The following is a 17,857-nucleotide window of genomic DNA, read 5'->3' on the forward strand; positions in this document are numbered from 1 at the left end:
GTTATTACGCCTCCATTACTAATAATTGTGGGTCATTCAATAGACGTTTAATTTGGTTTAACGCTTTTTGAGCAGTTGCGCCGTCAATTAAACGATGGTCAAAGCTTAGAGATAATGCTAATACTGGAGCTGCAACGATCTCACCATTTTTCACAACTGGTTTTTCAGCGATACGGCCGATACCAAGGATTGCTACTTCTGGGTGATTGATAACTGGAGTGAACCATTGTCCACCTGCAGAACCAATGTTTGTAATTGTGCAAGAAGCACCTTTCATTTCAGTTGGAGCTAGACGACCTTCACGTGCTTTACCAGCAAGATCATTGATCTCGTTAGAAATAGTGAAGATAGACTTACGATCTGTATCTTTAACAACTGGTACTAATAGACCTTTGTCTGTATCAGCTGCGATACCGATGTTGAAGTAATGTTTATGAACTACTTCTTGAGATGCATCGTCTAAAGAAGTGTTTAACATTGGGTATTCACGTAATGCAGATGTTAAAGCTTTAACAACGTATGGAAGGTAAGTTAATTTAATACCTTTGTCAGCTGCTACTGCTTTGAACTTCTTACGGTGAGCAACAAGCTCAGTTACATCAACTTCATCCATTAATGTTACGTGAGGAGCTGTGTGTTTAGAGTTAACCATTGCTTTCGCAATCGCTTTACGGATACCACTCATTTTCTCACGAGTTTCTGGATATTCACCAGCTGGAATTGGTTGTGCTTTTGGTGCTTCTTCTTTCGCTGCTGCTGGAGTAGCTTCTACTGCTGCTGGAGCCTCAGTTGCTGCTACAGTTTGTCCACCATTTGCAAATGCATCGATGTCAGCTTTTACGATACGGCCGTTCTTACCAGTACCAGCTACTTTATGAATGTCTACACCTTTTTCACGAGCGTATTTACGAACAGATGGCATAGCGATTACGCGCTCATTTACTACTTCTGCAGTTGCTGCTGGAGTAGCTTCCGCTGCTGGAGCTTCTACTGCTGCTTCTTCAGCTTTTGGAGCTTCATCATGATCGTCACCTTTAAATTTAAGGTTTTCGTATCCAGGAGCATCAAATTTAATTAATGTATCTCCTACGATTGCAACTGTTCCTTCTTCTACAAGTACTTCAAGTACTTTACCTTTAACAGGAGAAGGGATTTCTACTACTGCTTTATCATTTTGTACTTCAAGAAGTACATCGTCTTCATTTACTTCATCGCCTGGTTTAATAAACCATTTTACGATTTCACCTTCGTGGATACCTTCACCGATATCTGGTAGTTTAAATTCAAATGCCACGGAATTCAGCCCCCTGATTCATTTCATTATTATGGAATATGTACAAAAGAAACCAGCATGTGCTGATTTCTTTTGCACATGAAAAACTAAAAATTAGAAGTTCATTACTTTGTTTACAGCTTCAACAATATCCTTGTGGTTTGGTAACCATACGCTCTCTGCTTGAGAGAATGGGAATACTGTATCAGCAGCTGCAACACGTACAACTGGAGCTTCTAAGTTTAAGATTGCACGGTCGTTAATTTCCGCTACAACGTTAGCTGCAATACCAGCTTGTTTTTGAGCTTCTTGAACTACAACTACGCGACCTGTTTTTTCAACAGAAGCGATGATTGTTTCGATATCTAATGGTTGAACTGTACGTAAGTCAACAACCTCTAAAGAGATACCTTCTTTTTCAAGTTCTTCAGCAGCTTTTAATGCAGCGTGAACCATAGCACCGTAAGCGATAACAGATACATCTGTACCTTCACGTTTGATATCAGCTTTACCTAAATCAATTGTGTATTCGCCTTCTGGTACATCTTGACGGAATGAACGGTACAATTTCATATGCTCTAAGTAGATAACTGGATCGTTGTCACGAATCGCAGAGATTAAAAGACCTTTAGCATCGTATGGAGTAGATGGAATAACAACTTTTAGACCAGGTTGTTGAGCCACTAATCCTTCTAAGCTATCAGCATGTAGTTCAGGAGTATGAACACCACCACCGAATGGAGAACGAACTGTTACTGGAGCAGTCCAACGTCCACCAGAACGGTAACGCATACGAGCCAATTGACCAGAAATTGAATCCATTACTTCAAAAACGAAACCGAAGAATTGGATTTCTGGAACTGGACGGAATCCTTCAAGTGCAAGACCAACTGCAAGTCCACCAATACCAGACTCTGCAAGTGGAGTATCCATTACACGATCTTCACCAAATTCAGCTTGTAAACCTTCAGTAGCACGGAATACACCACCGTTTACACCAACGTCTTCACCAAATACAAGTACGTTAGGATCATTTTTCATTTCAACGCGTAAAGCATCAGTGATTGCTTGAATCATTGTCATTTGAGCCATGGCTTACTTCGACTCCTTTTCTTTGTAAATTTCATATTGTTCAGCTAAGTTGTAAGGCATTTTTTCGTACATGATTTCCATTAAATCAGTTACTTTTTGTTTTGGAGCTTGGTCAGCCTTAGCAATTGCTTGTTTGATATCTTCTTTTGCTTCTTCGATTACTGTCTCTTCAACTTCTTGAGACCATAGGCCTTTAGCTTCTAAGAACTTACGGAAGCGTACGATTGGGTCTTTTTGTTCCCATTCGTTTTCGATATCTTTTGTACGGTAACGAGTTGGGTCATCACCAGCCATTGTATGTGGACCGTAACGGAATGTTAAAGTCTCGATTAAAGTAGGGCCTTCGCCATTTACTGCGCGCTCACGAGCGAAAGCAGTTGCTGCGTATACAGCTAATGGATCCATACCGTCTACTTGAATTCCGTAAATACCTGCTGCTACTGCTTTTTGTGCTACAGTTTTAGCTGCAGATTGCTTTTCTACTGGAGTAGAAATTGCATAACGGTTGTTTTGAACAACGAAGATTGCTGGAGCTTTGAATGCACCTGCAAAGTTCATACCTTCGTAGAAGTCACCTTGTGAAGCACCACCGTCACCAGTGTAAGTAATTGCAACAGATTTTTTACCACGTAGTTTCATACCTAACGCAACACCAGCAGTTTGGATGATTTGCGCACCGATAATGATTTGTGGAGCTAATGCATTTACATTCTCAGGCATTTGGTTACCCATAAAGTGTCCACGAGAGAATAAGAATGCTTGGTATAATGGTAATCTGTGCCATACTAATTGTGGTACATCACGGTACCCTGGTAAGATGAAGTCTTCTGCTTCAAGTGCGAAATGACTCGCTAATTGAGAAGCTTCTTGTCCAGCTGTAGGTGCGTAGAAACCTAAACGTCCTTGACGGTTTAAAGAAATAGAACGTTGATCTAATACGCGTGTATACACCATACGACGCATTAATTCTTTTAATTGATCATCAGATAATTCAGGCATAGCTGCTTCATTCACAACTTCACCGTTTTCATTTAAAATTTGTAATGTTTCAAATTGAGCTGCGATAGCTTTCATTTGCTCATCAACATTAAATAGGGTCTTTTTTGTTTTAGTACCCATTCCGTTCACCTCTTCCTCTCTTGAACCATATTCTGAAACGCTTTCACTGGCTATTTTCCAGTTTAAAAAGCGCAACGATGTAAACCAACATGTTTGTCTGTCGGTTGAGAATAATTTTGTGTACCTAACAATCTGTACTAATGTTTTTTCAGAAACATATTAATACAATCTTGATCACGTTTTTTAGTTTACAACTATTCTAATTACGATGTCAATTACTTTGAATACGTTTTTTTATAAATAATATGCAGGTTTCTACTACACAAACGTGTTTTTATTTTTTACATCTGTATTAGTAAGCATTGACCTACTGTTATATTATTCCCTTTTTCACTTATTTTTTCTCTTAGAATAATATGTAAACGATTTAATTCTCTTTAGTTTTTCTCTCTTCGTAACAAAAATATACAAACTACTCTTCCTTTTTTAGGTAAATACCTATACATTTCCACCCCCTCTTCCATACATTATAGTAACCGCAGTATTAGCGGGAAATGATAAAGGAGGTCATCTCATGTACGGATACTCATATTGCTATCCAACTTGTTCATATCCTTCCTACGGTTATGGCGGTTCTTGTGGCGGGTCTGGACGCGGCTTCGCCTTAATCGTTGTGTTGTTTATTCTTTTAATTATCGTTGGTGCTGCTTGCATTCGCTAATGTAAAACGAAACAACTATGGAAAGAAAAAGACGGCTTTGCCGTCTTTTTCTGTTTATCACATACATAACTACTCTATAATAGAACGATTTCCAAAATGCCTACCCTTTCTTGCCGATGACTTTTTCCCTCTCCTTTGGTAGACTAAAGAGGAAAGGAGAGATTACATATGCTTACAATGAAAGATGTTATTCGCGAAGGAGATCCTATTTTGCGCGACGTTGCAGAAGAGGTGTCATTACCGGCAAGCGAAGAAGATACAACTACCTTAAAAGAAATGATTGAATTCGTAATAAATAGCCAAGATCCTGAAATGGCTGAAAAATATAGTTTACGCCCTGGAATCGGATTAGCGGCTCCGCAAATCGGTGTTTCCAAAAAAATGATTGCAGTTCATGTAACCGATGCGGATGGTACATTATATAGCCATGCATTATTCAATCCAAAAATCATTAGCCATTCTGTTGAACGTACATATTTACAGGGTGGTGAAGGCTGTCTATCTGTAGACCGCGAAGTACCTGGTTATGTTCCTCGTTATACAAGAATTACAGTAAAAGCAACTTCTATTAACGGCGAAGAAGTAAAATTGCGTTTAAAAGGTTTACCAGCAATCGTATTCCAACACGAGATTGACCATTTAAATGGCGTTATGTTCTATGACCATATCAATAAAGAAAATCCTTTTGCCGCTCCTGATGATTCCAAACCTCTAGAGCGATAATAATAAAGAGGCGGAAGATTAACTTCCGCCTCTTTATTATGAAATGGGTTCCATATTCACTTATAGCAATCCAGCCCACTTTAGTCCATGATATATACCGTCTTCACTAACATCCTTTGTCACATGATTTGCAAGTTTTTTCAAGTCTTCATGGCCATTTCCCATCACAATACCTGTGCCAACGGCTTCAATCATTTCTAAATCATTTAAACCATCTCCAAATGCATACACTTGATCACGATTAAAACCTAACTTTTCAATGTATTTCTCAATTCCTTTTGCCTTAGAACCACCATTCGGAATGATATCCATTGAATATGCATGCCAACGAATAAAATGAAAATCTGGATAATGATTAATAAACTTTTCCTCTTCATTTACTTCACAAAAAAGTAGTGTTTGATAAATATTACGTTCCTCATAAAAATTAGGCTCATATGCTGGATGCTCAAAGTTTAAGCTTCCAAAGCCTTCTTTCACATAATCATGATATTCCACTGATGCTCTCATATCTTGATGGTCAAGATATACAAGTGGATATCCTTCTTGTTTTGCAAACTGAGTAAACTTATGTAAAGCATCTGGATGTAACGGATTATTAAATATTACCTCATCTTCAAAGACAACGTATTGTCCATTAAAACTAACATAATTATGTATATCAAGTTCCTTACGAATATCTTCGAACATAAATGGCGCGCGCCCTGTCGCAATTGCTACATGTACACCTTTTTCTTGTAACTGTTTTACTGCATCTCGTGTAGATTGTGGAATTTTTTTATCATGATCTAATAATGTTCCATCAATATCAAAAAAGACAATTTTATCATTCATTTGTCAAAATCCTTTCTGGCACTCTATATTCCTATTTTGAATATCACTTTTCAAATTCTAAAAAAAAGTATAACATATTAAACATCTGTGAAGAAAGCGTTCCCTTTCTGACCTTATTTGTAAACTTTGCATATATATATTAGTAAAACATGTGGATACTTGTTCGGATGAATTTTCTTTTCCATTCTTCCTCATACTATACCTATAACTAACGGCTACTAATCGTTACTATAGAATAACTTTCACTGTATGGGAAAGGACAAGACTCACCATTCACTTTTGTCCTATCTCTTATATCAGAGATAGAATTCTCACTAGTAATATGCATGTTTAAAATAAGGAAAGGAAGGAGTAATCATGCTGAAGAAGCTGAAGAAAAAGCTCAAGCGTTATTTAAACGGTCTAGTCCGTAAAAAGACAATCGCTTAAATTGTGCCCATTTCGGGCTTTTTCTTCATTCTCATTCGAAAAAACATGAAAATCGTGACTGTTTGCTTTATAATAAGTAACAGATAATGCAAAACATAGACAAGGAGAGGTTTTCCAAATGATTTTTAAAGTATTTTATCAAGAAAAATTAACTGAGGTTCCAGTACGTGAAAATACAAAAGTTTTATATTTAGAGGCTACGTCTGAAAAGGATGTTCGTACAAAATTAAATAAGTTCGCATATAATATCGAGTTTGTTCAGTCTGTTACTGGCGCTCATCTTGAATATGAAAAAGAAAACGCTGATTTAACATTAGCGGAAATCGTATAGCGATATGAAATTTCTAAAAAACGACCAAGTTGCTGTATTTGCTCTCGGTGGGCTTGGTGAAATCGGTAAAAATACATACGCTGTTCAATTTCAAGATGAAATTATTATAATTGATGCTGGAATTAAATTTCCAGAGGACGAACTTCTCGGAATCGATTATGTAATACCAGACTACACTTATTTTGTGCGAAACGAAGATAAAATTAAAGGGTTATTCATTACACATGGTCACGAAGATCATATCGGCGGAATCCCTTACCTATTACGTCAAGTGAACATCCCGATTTACGGCGGAAAATTAGCAATTGCACTCATCAAAAACAAATTGGAAGAACACGGCTTACTTCGTAAAGCAAAACTTTACGAAATTCAAGAAGATGACGTTATTAAATTCAAAAAAACGTCTGTATCCTTCTTCCGTACAACTCACAGTATTCCAGATTCGTACGGCGTTGTTGTGAAAACACCTCAAGGTCAAGTTGTTCATACAGGTGATTTCAAATTTGATTTCACACCAGTTGGTGAACCAGCTGATTTAACAAAAATGGCTGAAATCGGTAAAGATGGCGTGCTATGTCTATTATCTGATAGTACGAACAGTGAAGTTCCAAACTTTACTATGTCTGAGCGTCGCGTTGGTGATAGCATTCAAGACATTTTCCGTAAAGTAGACGGACGGATTATATTCGCAACCTTTGCATCAAATATTCACCGTTTACAACAAGTTATTGAAGCTGCTGTTGAAAACAACCGTAAAGTAGCTGTGTTTGGTCGAAGTATGGAAGCAGCGATTGAAATCGGACAAAACCTTGGTTATATTCGTTGCCCGAAAGATACATTCATAGATGCATCTCAACTAAACCGCTTACCAGCTAATAAAGTTGTTATTTTATGTACAGGTAGTCAAGGTGAACCGATGGCAGCACTTTCACGTATTGCAAACGGTACACACCGCCAAATTCAAATTATTCCTGGAGATACAGTTGTTTTCTCTTCTTCACCAATTCCAGGAAATACAATTAGCGTAAGTCGTACAATTAACATGTTGTACCGCGCTGGCGCTGATGTAATTCACGGGAAACTTTCAAATATCCATACAAGTGGACACGGTGGACAAGAAGAACAAAAGTTAATGTTACGTCTAATTAAACCGAAGTACTTCATGCCAATTCATGGTGAATATCGTATGCAGCGTATGCACATGAACATAGCAAATGATTGTGGTATCCCTGAAGAAAATTGCTTCATTATGGATAATGGCGATGTTCTTGCTTTACGTTCTGATGAAGCTAGCGTAGCTGGAAAAATCCCATCTGGTTCGGTCTACATTGATGGAAACGGTATTGGGGATATCGGCAATATCGTATTACGAGATCGTCGTATCCTTTCTGAAGAAGGACTTGTAATTGTAGTTGTAAGCATTGATATGAAAGAATTTAAAGTTGCAGCAGGACCTGATATCATCTCACGCGGTTTCGTTTACATGCGTGAAAGCAGCGATTTAATCAATGATGCACAAACATTAATTACAACTCATTTAGAAAAAGTAATGGAGCGTAAAACAACACAATGGTCTGAAATTAAAAATGAAATTACAGACACATTAGCTCCATTCCTATATGAGAAAACGAAACGCCGTCCAATGATTTTACCAATCATTATGGAAATATAAGAAAAAGGACAATGCTATGAAGGCATTGTCCTTTTCTCTTATCTTAAAAAGTGTTTAAATCGATCCACTTCATCGTCATGACCAATGACAATTAATATATCTCCTGCTTGAATATTCTCCGTAGCCCGAGGGGATACGATAACTTCTTTACCTCGTTTAATTGCTACAATATTCAATCCAAACTTCGCACGAATATCTAATTCAATTAAAGAGTGCCCATCAATTTTTTTATTCGCAATAATCTCTACAATACTATGCTCATCTGAAAGCTCAAGGTAGTCTAACACATTGCTTGATGCAATATTATTAGCAATCCTTTTTCCCATATCACGTTCTGGATGCACAATATGATCTGCACCTATTTTACTTAACACTTTTTCATGATAATCATTTTGAGCTTTTACAGTAATATTTTTTACACCCAATTCTTTCAAAATCAAAGTAGTTAGAATACTTGAATTTAAATTATCTCCAATAGCAACGACTACGTGATCAAAATTTCGAATACCAAGGCTTTTTAATACCATCTCATCTGTTGAATCTGCAATTACAGCATGCGAAGCTATATTTGCAAATTCATTAATTTTATCCTCATCTGAGTCGATTGCCATTACTTCCATACCTAATTGAGCTAGTTCTCGGCAAATACTTCCACCAAAGCGACCAAGTCCAATGACAGCAAATTCTTTTTCTTTCTCACCCACAGGAATTCCTCCAATAACTTCAAGTACTATTTATTTTCAGTGTAACACACTTTATATGCGTCACAAAAACTGTAATTAGCTCTTATTTTTGTTTTTGTATATAAAAATATTGTTGCAAGTAAAAAGCGATACCAACAAGTAACATAGCAAATACAAATATATTTCCAAACGAACTAAATGTTTCAAAAACGAATAATAATGTTTCTTGACCAAAAAAGGCAAATAGAAGCTGTATGAATGCAAATAACAACGCCCATATGTAATGATGTTGATGGAATAAATAATGCGTTGCACCTAAAAAAGCAATAAACGAAAAGATAAAGATCCACCAATTTTCTAAAAATAGTTGCCAACTAGAAAATTGATATCCATTTACTAATATCGCAATAAGCGCGATAACTGCCATCGTCGGCACACTCCAAAATAATGCCCGTCCTCTAAAGAAACGAGTGCCTTTAACATCACCTTTTTCATGTGCAATATATGTTAGTACTACTGTGCTTATATACAAAACAGAAAGAATTGTTAAAACGATAATAAGCCAAAAATGTAATTGATAATATTCATGTTCTATATTTGTCACGATTGCAGCTAACATGCATGGAATTAACATTCCCGTCCAACCATCTACTTTTCTTTCATTCCAAAAGACCGTATTACCAATCCTTATTCCTAACAACATAAAAATAATGATACCCAATACAAATAACGTAGTTTTATTCCCTACTAAACTCGTTGAGAAAGCAATTAATCCAATAAATAAAAAGAGCACAAACCCATTCATAATTTCTAGTACAGGTGATAAATATCTCTTCACCCATTTGTATGTTTCGTCATATTCATTATTATCTACTAAACGATAGGCATAAAAACTTATCCCAAAATAAACCGCCGCAATAATAACATACGCATATAAGACGAAACATAAAATCGCACTGCTAATTTGCACGTAATTCCCCACCCTTTTTTCTATGTTTCACATTGATTTTACACACTTTTCATACTAAAAGTAAACATATATAAGTTAGTCACATAATTAATAATGAGCAGTGGCTAAAAACCCCCTGCTCATTATTAAAACACTCCAATTAACTTTATTCTTTCATTTGTATGTAAATGTCTAAAATCACTCTATACGAGCGTTACTTACACCTCATAACAAAAAGTTTTTTGGAACCTTCAATAAAGCGGAAGTTTTATTTTCTATTCCCTTTCCACTTTACATATTGGCTTAAAAATGTAATTGCCTTTTCAATCACTTCTTCGTCTGGTTTTAATTTTGCATGATGTAAACCATATTCTGAATTTACTCCAAGCCAAAACATAAATCCAGGGATTTCTCGAAGCATATAACCAAAATCTTCACCTGTCATTGCCTCAGTACATGTAATAACATTCATATCTGTTTGTTTATGTACAAATTGCATAAACTCTCTTGTTAACTCTTCATGGTTATATACTTGATGATACATTGCTCCGTAATCTATAATCACCTCACACTGGAAAGAAGCTTCGATACCTGCAACAATTGCCTCAATTCTGCTTTTCACACGCTTCATTGATTCCACTGATAATGTTCGAATCGTTCCTTCTAAACGAGATTTTTCTGCAATAATATTTTGAACCGTACCACCTGTAATTTTCCCGATTGTAATTACTGCACTATCAAGAGGATTTACATTGCGACTAATAACGGATTGAAGCTGTGTAACAAGATGACTCGCTGCAACAATCATATCATTTGCAGTATGCGGATAGGCAGCATGGCCACCTTTCCCTTTTAAATCAATATATAATTCTGAAGTATTAGCAAATAACAGTCCTTCTTTCGTTGCAATTGTCCCTACAGCGTATTCTGGTGCAATATGAAGACCAAGAATTATATTTGGTTTCCATTCTTTTAACTCTTCACTTTCTAACATAGGAAGAGCACCGCCTGGTCCTTCTTCTGCTGGCTGGAATAGAAATACAAGGTCATCATCTATTCTTTCGCTCACAGCTTTCGTTAGAAGGCCTAAACCGATTGTTGTATGTACATCGTGGCCACATGCATGCATCATTCCTTCATGAATAGAAGCAAACTCATATCCAGTTTCCTCTGTAATTGGCAGACCATCTATATCTGCACGATAACCTATTATTTTTTCTGGATTTTTTCCATTTACTTTAACGATTACACCCGTTTTCCATGTCTTCACTTCCACAAATTCAAGAGAAAGTGTTCCTATATAATCTAAAATATACTGTTGTGTTTTCCATTCCTTAAATCCAATTTCTGGAATTCTATGTAGATCTCTACGAATTTGGACAAATTTGCTTACTGTCATTTTTGCACCTCTATCTATAAAAAGCGTAAGAGCCCATTTACGCTCTTACGCTTTTTTTACTTTTTATTTCTCTGGGTTTAATTGACGAAGCTCTTGTTTAATTTCTGTTTTTGCTTTTGTCTTCTCATCAATTTCTTTAATTACACGTGCTGGAGTACCTGCAACAACTGTGTATGGAGGCACATCTTCTGTTACAACAGCTCCCGCTGCTACAACTGCACCTTTACCTACTGTAACACCCTCTAAAACAACTACGTTTGCACCGATTACTACATCATCTTCAACGATAACTGGTTTTGCAGAAGGTGGCTCAATAACACCTGCAAGTACAGCACCTGCACCTACGTGACAGTTTTTACCGACTGTTGCACGTCCACCAAGTACTGCGTTCATGTCGATCATAGAACCTTCACCAATTACAGCACCAATGTTAATTGTTGCATTCATCATAATTACAGCGTTGTCACCAATTTCAACATGGTCACGAATAATAGCACCTGGCTCGATGCGAGCTTTAATACCTTTTAAATCAAGCATTGGAATTGCAGAATTACGACGATCGTTTTCTACAACGTAGTCAACGATGTGCTTATTATTCTCATCAAGAATTGTCTTAATTTCAGACCATTCTCCGAATAATACACCTGATTTTTTATTCACAAATGCTTGTACTGTTTCAGGGAATGTTACTTCTTTTAAATCCCCTTTTATGTATACCTTTACAGGAGTTTTCTTTTCACTTTTTTGAATAAACGAAATAATTTCGTTAGCGTCCATCATTTTCATTCTTGTTGCCTCCTAAATCCATTTATAATGTTACTCTACCAAACGAAAGAGCGAGTAGCAAGATAATAATCTTATTTTTCCCTTTGAATTTCTTCTATAATTTCTAAAAATGCTTGTACTTGCTTCAACTGCCTTGCCGAGTCACTTGTTAACAACCATGTTTCTCTCGTCAGTTGAACAGGTGTTTTATACATATTTTCCTGTACTTCCTTTAAAACAGTAGAAGGTAAAAGGGCGTAACCTATACCATTTAAAACAAGTTGTTTGCATGTTTCAATTTGGTCAACTACAATCGTTCGCTTAGGCGGATTAGAAAATAAACCATACCACCAATTTTGTATTTGTCCATAATAAGTTGAGTCACTTTTAAATTGAATGAACGGTCTATTTGTTTCTTTTAGCATCGAAATATCTTTTATTTCTTTATCAACTAAATACAGTTCATCTTCAAATAATTGTTGCTTTTGACCTTTATATTCTTGTGTTCCCCTCAGTATAGCAACATGAACGTCTCCTTCATAAAACTGCTTTTGCACTTCACTACTCCATCCAGTAAACAGCGATATCTTTACAGAAGGATATTTATGCACAAACTTTTTCAAAACAGGAGGGAGCCAATATTGACCAATAACTGATGCAACAGCTATTTTTAAAGTTCCATGAGTTTCCGTTCTAAAAACAGCTAGCTCACTTTTTATATCCTCTTCCTTTTGCAACATTTCTTTGGCATAATTTGCAACTTTTTCCCCTTCAGGTGTAATTGTCAATCCTTTTTGTGAGCGAATAAAAAACTTCATTCCCCATTGTTTCTCCATAGATTGTAATCGTTGACTCAGCGCAGGTTGTGAAACAAATAAACGTTCCGCCGCTTTTCTCATATTTGATTCCTGAGCTAACACAACCATCATTTGAAAATCATCAATTTGCAACTTTCTCCCTCTTTCCTTAGCTTCCATACACCTTATTCCATTAAGCTTTCATTCAGAAAATACAATTTTCCAGCGCAAACTTCCCTTATGTTTTATGTCTTTTTTAATATAATACATACACAAGTGATATGCACGAAAAAAAGTGACTTCTTCGTTTCTATGAAGTCACTTTTCTCACGTTATCGATTATGTTGCCTTACTTTCTTATTCAACAATTTTAAAATAGCCCGACGTGTTAAAATCCCCTCAAAATAGCCTTCTTCATTAACAGCGCAAATAAAAGGATGATCAATTGTCATTTCTAAAGCTTTTGCAAATGAATCTTCTAATTTAAGAAAAGGTATATCTTCCTTCATCACCTGCTCTACTTTCATATCATCAAGTCTTTCAAACTCAATACGCTCTAATCCTAACATACCATCTAATATCATGGCCGTACTAATCAAACCATGTAATTTATACATTGGATCTAAGACAGGTATCGCCGAATATCCAGATTTCACAAGAACGAGTAAAGCATGTTCTAAACCATTTCCAATTTGGACATGAGCTACTTTTTCCGATGAAATCATTAAATCCTTCACAAGAATTTGTTGAAATTCGTCTTTCGGAATACTAATCATATTACATCCCCCATTTTCCCTTTTTCCTGCTTATGTTCATAACTCTATTCACATTTTATGACAGCGTTTTCACATTATTATTTTGTCCTAAATTTATTTCAATAAAAATACAATCACACAGCTATTTTAGCATACAGCACAAAAAAAAGACTACCATTCCGGTAGCGCTTAATACCCTTTATTTTTTAATCTGTAAAATAACCTTGTGATTTTTTTATATTGCATCACATCTGTCTGTTTCAAACCATTCTCAATGTCCGTAAGTTCCACAGCTAAAATTTCACTTGCATAATTTTGCTGAAATAAAATATCTAGTAGTAAACTTTCTTCTTCCTTCGTTAAAACAACTTCCCTTTGCATATACCCCTCTCCTTACACTCGCATCGTTACTCACTCTTATTATATAAAAAATTTAACCTATTTAATAGATGTAATATTCAGTTTTTACCAAAAGATATGTAGCAATTATAAACATACAAAAAATCATTTCGTATATCGATTTGCATAACTAAACGCCGCATAAGCATCCGGCTTAATTTTTGCAGTTAATCCCATCGCTCGAATTTTTTCTGTCATATCTAAAATAAATTCTCTTGTTAAACCATCATTCCCAATGTCTAAATGAATTTCCATTATGAATCCAGCCCCATCTTGAGCATAAGGATGCAATAACTCCCATATTGTTTGTATATGAGTAGGCGTAAATAGACATGCGATTTCTTGACTAAACTGCGTTTCTAAATATATTTTCTCACGTAAGGTCGCTGGCTTATCTTTTACTGATCTATGGTGTAAACAACCCCAGGCACCTTTTCCAACACGATGAATATGGATTGCTGTAATAAACCTCGTATCCTTTTGATGCGCTTGCGAGTCTGTCCCAATGGATAATCGATACAAATTTCGCGGATCCTTTTCAATGAAACTACAAATACGGTTAAAGACCATATCAAAATTTAAATGTCTCTCTGAAACATTGTAAAATTTATGTGCACCGTCCACAGAGTCACGTCCTTTCAATTAGACAGACTTTTCGTATTCTCATTGTATGGGACAAAAACTAAAATTATAACTTCCTATCCTTTATTCGTTTCAATATTTCGAATTACAAAGTGACAAACTTGACACGTATAAATTACATTTTGATTAGATTGAGCCGTTAATACATGAATAATCTCAGCAGAACTTTGACAATTAGGACAAATCACAACTGGTAAACGTTCCATACGATAACCTCCTAGTTATATTTCTCCCGCTATTTGCAGAACCCAGCAATTGTGAGAAGTTTAGCTTCACATATTCACCCGGTTGACGGGACTACTTATCCACATGGATAAGCAAACTTGCACGGATTAAATTTTCATTTTAATACCATTGTAGGAAAAATAAAAAACTTCTATACATTACGCTGGAAAGTAATAGAACTAAAAAAGGTACTGCCATATGGCAGTACCTTTTTTATATGTATCAAGAAATGATATCGTAAATCTCAATTGCAACCATGTCGATATTATCGAATTGGTACACTTGAGGTTTTTCACCTTGTTGATACACTTCTAACTCATACATTTCACTTTTATCGAAAAATTTCACGCTACATTTGCGCTCACCGTTCACTTCAAAATAGCGTTGTGCTACTTCACCGCTTTCAGCTTGTTCTTGTAGACTAACAAGTCGAGTTAAAATTCCTTGGAGTAGAGACATGAAATCTCTCCTTTCTCTGATCTTCCTACCAATAGGTTTTACAGCTATACTCATTCTATCCGTCATAACAGAAAAAATGTTCCACACTCTAGGATAAAGGTTATTAGCCAGAAACTCAACTAAAATTTGTCGAAATGCGAAGGAAAAAACAGAAAGAACATATTTCCCCTTCTTTATTGCGGTTTTTATACTGGAAGAATATAATAAAAAACAGAAAAAGGGAGGAATTACAATGAAAAAAATTGAGGTTTATACACAACCTGATTGTCCGCCATGTGTTATTGTGAAAGAATTTTTGAAGCATAATAACGTTGCATATGAAGAATTTGACGTAAAAAAAGACGCTGCTGCTCGCAACCGTCTTTTAAACGACTATGATTCCTATTCAACTCCAACAGTCGTAATTGATGGCGAAGTAGTTGCAGGTTTTCAAATTGAAAAGTTACAACAACTACTCAATATAGAATAGGAATAGGTAAATACCTATTCCTATTCTTATCCCGCTGTTTGTAGATAGTAAAACTCCCACTAATTAAAAGTTTCACTTTATAATTGTTGCAACCTTTTTATTTCAGTTAAAAGTTCCTGACTTTCATGATATCCTGCTAACTTCCATTTATCTTGATCCCTTTTCAATGTTACAATTTGATATTGTCCACTTTTTGTCCGCTCATATACATATAAATTTTTATGCTCTTGATCATACGACATTTTCGTTTCTGAATTAAAAGAAAACGGTGCTTCTTTTGCCGGAAGTAAATATTCACCACTTTGTTTATCACTTCTGCTATTTTCATCTGTAAATACTTGAAGGAAATTATCTGTAAAATACGGTGATAACGTCTCTATCATCTTATTCATCGGCAAATGCTTCCCACGAATTGAAAACTGGGTTTCATAGCCTTTTTGTATCGTTGTAAATACTTCTTTCCGATCAACTTCCACTTCCTCTTTCCCTAAAACAGTCGTAACACTATAACCAACTAGAAAGGCAACACATACAAATAGAACAAGCCATATTCCATATTTCCTCATTTTTTCACCTTCCTTTTAAAAGAACTTGTCTTTGTAGTATTCATTGTAACAATGATTATGCAAAGAAAGGACAGATTTCGTTCGTAAAATCTTTACAACGATAGACAGCATTTTCATCACCATTTTCACTATTACCAATTTATGATAAAAACAAACAAAAAATGCACGAATCTCTTCGTGCATTAAAATAAAACATCTTCTTCATATAAATACTCATATGATAAATCTATAAATAAAAAGTTGTCATCATCTATTGGAAAAGAAAATGTTCGTACCATTTCGCCCGTTTCGATATCTGCATATAAATCTGAAAGCCTTGCCTTATTCTCAAAACGCATTTTCATGATATTCTCGAGAAAATACGGGCGCCAACTCCAGTTCTTCATATAATAATCCGGCATCACAATCCATTCTCCATCTTTTTTCATAACATTTCCTGATTGTTGGAAACCATCTTCATTACAAATAAATATGCGAAAACTATACTGTGATACACTTTGACTAAATTGTAATAACCAATCATTGATATCTTCATTCTTTTTTTGTTTTGATAAAACATCGCCAATTCGATCGCGTAACATCTCTGTTAAATTATAAATTTTTTGTAACTTCTTCTTTTCATGCTGAATAAACTGATGACATTCATTACCAAGTCGCTCTTTCAAAACATTCGTTTCAATAAAATCAGGTAAACATTCTTTCAAATAATTACCTTGATAATATCTTCCACCGTTTTTCCAAGCATATTGCAATTGATAAAAAGCATCTATTTCTTCATATAACAAGGTTGCACCAATTCTTCTAGCAAGTAATGATAAAGAATATAAAATATCTTGATAAGATTGTAAAAGTGCTGTTTGCCTTAAGTTCGTTAAATCTACTTTTAAAATATCAGGTGCTAACACGCTAATACGCTCTAAATTACTTGTGCCCGTTCCGACCTTATTAATCGAAATTTGAATACCATATGTACGATAATACATAAGCAAATGATTAAATTGCTCTATATCTTCTTTACATTCATGCTCTGTAATCTCTAAAACAATTTGTTTTAAATTTAAACCTTGTTCTTCATACCTCAATAAAAGTTGAAGCAAGCTTTCATCATCATCATTCATTAATACATTAGCATTCCGATGTATAAATAATAATAATTTTTGATCGCTTTCTAAATAACGATTTAAAGCTTTTTCTACTATAATATTATCCGCTTCCAGTTGAAATTCACTTGGAATCGAATCATCGTGAAAGAAAGAAGCTAAACTTTGTATGCCCTCTTCTGTTTGAATACGTCCTACTACTTCATATCCAATTACAGTATGCTCATCAGCACTAAAAATAGCTTGATAATAAGGAAGGACTTTATCCAAGTTACTCATTACATCTAATGCATCTATCAACGTGCTTCCCTCCCTTTACTTTTCAAAAATTATAACATGATATTTACGGAAAAATAATAAAAAATCCCTTCAGTTTTCCTGAAGGGATTAGAGGGGTAAAATGCTAAGGGGAATTAGCAATTCTACTATGAAGAAAAAAGAGGTCTTAAATATAACGTATATATGACCTCTTGTAAACACTTTTCTTTCATATGTCACAATTCCGTCACATTTAA

General features: G+C 35.4%; 21 protein-coding genes. 5 read left to right on the forward strand and 16 right to left on the reverse strand.

The features are described 5' to 3' along the window. Positions 1-4: 4 nt before the first annotated feature. The 3 genes from pdhC to pdhA form a co-directional block, all read right to left on the reverse strand. Positions 5-1,294 carry a pyruvate dehydrogenase complex dihydrolipoyllysine-residue acetyltransferase gene (pdhC, locus tag ATL10_RS19170; protein ID WP_000863420.1) on the reverse strand — a complete coding sequence of 430 codons (1,290 nt, stop codon included), beginning with the start codon at positions 1,292-1,294 and terminating at the stop codon, positions 5-7. 93 nt (positions 1,295-1,387) lie between these two features. Then, complete coding sequence (pdhB, locus tag ATL10_RS19175; protein WP_000068163.1) at positions 1,388-2,365, reverse strand: pyruvate dehydrogenase complex E1 component subunit beta; 978 nt, start codon at positions 2,363-2,365, stop codon at positions 1,388-1,390. A 3-nt stretch (positions 2,366-2,368) separates the two neighbouring features. After that, positions 2,369-3,484 (reverse strand): pyruvate dehydrogenase E1 component subunit alpha, encoded by a 1,116-nt coding sequence (pdhA, locus tag ATL10_RS19180; RefSeq protein WP_110497334.1) that lies wholly within the window; start codon positions 3,482-3,484, stop codon positions 2,369-2,371. 514 nt (positions 3,485-3,998) lie between these two features. Here pdhA and ATL10_RS19185 point away from each other — a divergent pair. Continuing rightward, positions 3,999-4,145 (forward strand): YjcZ family sporulation protein, encoded by a 147-nt coding sequence (locus ATL10_RS19185; RefSeq protein ID WP_000274562.1) that lies wholly within the window; start codon positions 3,999-4,001, stop codon positions 4,143-4,145. Between the two features lie 168 nt (positions 4,146-4,313). Further along, on the forward strand, positions 4,314-4,868 hold the full coding sequence (gene def / locus ATL10_RS19190) for a peptide deformylase (RefSeq protein ID WP_000957039.1): 555 nt from the start codon (positions 4,314-4,316) through the stop codon (positions 4,866-4,868). A 60-nt stretch (positions 4,869-4,928) separates the two neighbouring features. On the opposite strand, the gene ATL10_RS19195 is transcribed toward def, so the two are convergent. Further along, on the reverse strand, positions 4,929-5,702 hold the full coding sequence (locus tag ATL10_RS19195; RefSeq protein WP_000998269.1) for a Cof-type HAD-IIB family hydrolase: 774 nt from the start codon (positions 5,700-5,702) through the stop codon (positions 4,929-4,931). 547 nt (positions 5,703-6,249) lie between these two features. Between ATL10_RS19195 and ATL10_RS19205 the strand changes: the two genes are divergently transcribed. Then, entirely contained in the window at positions 6,250-6,462 is a 213-nt protein-coding gene (locus ATL10_RS19205; protein WP_000576435.1) for a DNA-dependent RNA polymerase subunit epsilon, read from the forward strand. A gap of 4 nt (positions 6,463-6,466) precedes the next feature. After that, a complete protein-coding gene (gene rnjA, locus ATL10_RS19210) occupies positions 6,467-8,134 on the forward strand; it encodes a ribonuclease J1 (protein ID WP_000670375.1) in 1,668 nt (555 codons plus the stop codon). A 38-nt stretch (positions 8,135-8,172) separates the two neighbouring features. Here the strand turns inward: rnjA and ATL10_RS19215 are convergent, their stop codons facing one another. The 10 genes from ATL10_RS19215 to ATL10_RS19260 form a co-directional block, all read right to left on the reverse strand. After that, positions 8,173-8,838: a potassium channel family protein gene (locus ATL10_RS19215; RefSeq protein ID WP_000504032.1), complete on the reverse strand. Its 666-nt coding sequence runs from the start codon at positions 8,836-8,838 to the stop codon at positions 8,173-8,175. Between the two features lie 82 nt (positions 8,839-8,920). Continuing rightward, a complete protein-coding gene (locus ATL10_RS19220) occupies positions 8,921-9,787 on the reverse strand; it encodes a hypothetical protein (protein ID WP_001167322.1) in 867 nt (288 codons plus the stop codon). A gap of 247 nt (positions 9,788-10,034) precedes the next feature. Beyond that, a complete protein-coding gene (locus ATL10_RS19225) occupies positions 10,035-11,165 on the reverse strand; it encodes an N-acetyldiaminopimelate deacetylase (RefSeq protein ID WP_110497336.1) in 1,131 nt (376 codons plus the stop codon). A 63-nt stretch (positions 11,166-11,228) separates the two neighbouring features. Then, positions 11,229-11,951, reverse strand: coding sequence for a 2,3,4,5-tetrahydropyridine-2,6-dicarboxylate N-acetyltransferase (gene dapD / locus ATL10_RS19230; protein WP_000783241.1), 723 nt, complete (start codon positions 11,949-11,951; stop codon positions 11,229-11,231). A 71-nt stretch (positions 11,952-12,022) separates the two neighbouring features. Further along, positions 12,023-12,907, reverse strand: a complete 885-nt coding sequence (locus ATL10_RS19235) for a LysR family transcriptional regulator (protein ID WP_002094125.1) — start codon at positions 12,905-12,907, stop codon at positions 12,023-12,025. Between the two features lie 152 nt (positions 12,908-13,059). Next, positions 13,060-13,503 carry a cyclic-di-AMP-binding protein CbpB gene (cbpB, locus tag ATL10_RS19240; protein ID WP_000623573.1) on the reverse strand — a complete coding sequence of 148 codons (444 nt, stop codon included), beginning with the start codon at positions 13,501-13,503 and terminating at the stop codon, positions 13,060-13,062. 168 nt (positions 13,504-13,671) lie between these two features. Continuing rightward, entirely contained in the window at positions 13,672-13,863 is a 192-nt protein-coding gene (abbA, locus tag ATL10_RS19245) for an antirepressor AbbA (RefSeq protein ID WP_001188692.1), read from the reverse strand. Between the two features lie 123 nt (positions 13,864-13,986). Further along, entirely contained in the window at positions 13,987-14,505 is a 519-nt protein-coding gene (locus ATL10_RS19250) for a ribonuclease H-like YkuK family protein (protein ID WP_000348490.1), read from the reverse strand. A 74-nt stretch (positions 14,506-14,579) separates the two neighbouring features. Beyond that, positions 14,580-14,729, reverse strand: coding sequence for a hypothetical protein (locus ATL10_RS31325; protein ID WP_000440540.1), 150 nt, complete (start codon positions 14,727-14,729; stop codon positions 14,580-14,582). A 241-nt stretch (positions 14,730-14,970) separates the two neighbouring features. Next, on the reverse strand, positions 14,971-15,207 hold the full coding sequence (locus ATL10_RS19260) for a YkuJ family protein (RefSeq protein ID WP_000055151.1): 237 nt from the start codon (positions 15,205-15,207) through the stop codon (positions 14,971-14,973). Between the two features lie 232 nt (positions 15,208-15,439). Between ATL10_RS19260 and ATL10_RS19265 the strand changes: the two genes are divergently transcribed. Then, positions 15,440-15,676 carry a glutaredoxin family protein gene (locus ATL10_RS19265; protein ID WP_000717873.1) on the forward strand — a complete coding sequence of 79 codons (237 nt, stop codon included), beginning with the start codon at positions 15,440-15,442 and terminating at the stop codon, positions 15,674-15,676. Between the two features lie 77 nt (positions 15,677-15,753). Here the strand turns inward: ATL10_RS19265 and ATL10_RS19270 are convergent, their stop codons facing one another. Continuing rightward, a complete protein-coding gene (locus tag ATL10_RS19270; protein WP_001233805.1) occupies positions 15,754-16,242 on the reverse strand; it encodes a DUF3993 domain-containing protein in 489 nt (162 codons plus the stop codon). Positions 16,243-16,424: 182 nt separating this feature from the next. Continuing rightward, entirely contained in the window at positions 16,425-17,642 is a 1,218-nt protein-coding gene (locus ATL10_RS19275; protein ID WP_000564307.1) for an EAL domain-containing protein, read from the reverse strand. Between the last annotated feature and the right edge of the window lie 215 nt (positions 17,643-17,857).

Origin of the sequence: Bacillus sp. 196mf (assembly GCF_003217275.1) — a bacterium.
Lineage (GTDB): Bacteria > Bacillota > Bacilli > Bacillales > Bacillaceae_G > Bacillus_A > Bacillus_A thuringiensis_S.

Excerpts from the sequence above, each read along its gene's own strand:
- pdhB (WP_000068163.1), bottom strand. The coding sequence starts at position 2,365 with ATGGCTCAAATGACAATGATTCAAGCAATCACTGATGCTTTACGCGTT.
- pdhA (WP_110497334.1), bottom strand. The coding sequence starts at position 3,484 with ATGGGTACTAAAACAAAAAAGACCCTATTTAATGTTGATGAGCAAATG.
- ATL10_RS19185 (WP_000274562.1), top strand. The coding sequence starts at position 3,999 with ATGTACGGATACTCATATTGCTATCCAACTTGTTCATATCCTTCCTAC.
- def (WP_000957039.1), top strand. The coding sequence starts at position 4,314 with ATGCTTACAATGAAAGATGTTATTCGCGAAGGAGATCCTATTTTGCGC.
- ATL10_RS19195 (WP_000998269.1), bottom strand. The coding sequence starts at position 5,702 with ATGAATGATAAAATTGTCTTTTTTGATATTGATGGAACATTATTAGAT.
- ATL10_RS19205 (WP_000576435.1), top strand. The coding sequence starts at position 6,250 with ATGATTTTTAAAGTATTTTATCAAGAAAAATTAACTGAGGTTCCAGTA.
- rnjA (WP_000670375.1), top strand. The coding sequence starts at position 6,467 with ATGAAATTTCTAAAAAACGACCAAGTTGCTGTATTTGCTCTCGGTGGG.
- ATL10_RS19225 (WP_110497336.1), bottom strand. The coding sequence starts at position 11,165 with ATGACAGTAAGCAAATTTGTCCAAATTCGTAGAGATCTACATAGAATT.
- dapD (WP_000783241.1), bottom strand. The coding sequence starts at position 11,951 with ATGAAAATGATGGACGCTAACGAAATTATTTCGTTTATTCAAAAAAGT.
- ATL10_RS19235 (WP_002094125.1), bottom strand. The coding sequence starts at position 12,907 with ATGGAAGCTAAGGAAAGAGGGAGAAAGTTGCAAATTGATGATTTTCAA.
- cbpB (WP_000623573.1), bottom strand. The coding sequence starts at position 13,503 with ATGATTAGTATTCCGAAAGACGAATTTCAACAAATTCTTGTGAAGGAT.
- abbA (WP_001188692.1), bottom strand. The coding sequence starts at position 13,863 with ATGCAAAGGGAAGTTGTTTTAACGAAGGAAGAAGAAAGTTTACTACTA.
- ATL10_RS31325 (WP_000440540.1), bottom strand. The coding sequence starts at position 14,729 with ATGGAACGTTTACCAGTTGTGATTTGTCCTAATTGTCAAAGTTCTGCT.
- ATL10_RS19260 (WP_000055151.1), bottom strand. The coding sequence starts at position 15,207 with ATGTCTCTACTCCAAGGAATTTTAACTCGACTTGTTAGTCTACAAGAA.
- ATL10_RS19265 (WP_000717873.1), top strand. The coding sequence starts at position 15,440 with ATGAAAAAAATTGAGGTTTATACACAACCTGATTGTCCGCCATGTGTT.
- ATL10_RS19270 (WP_001233805.1), bottom strand. The coding sequence starts at position 16,242 with ATGAGGAAATATGGAATATGGCTTGTTCTATTTGTATGTGTTGCCTTT.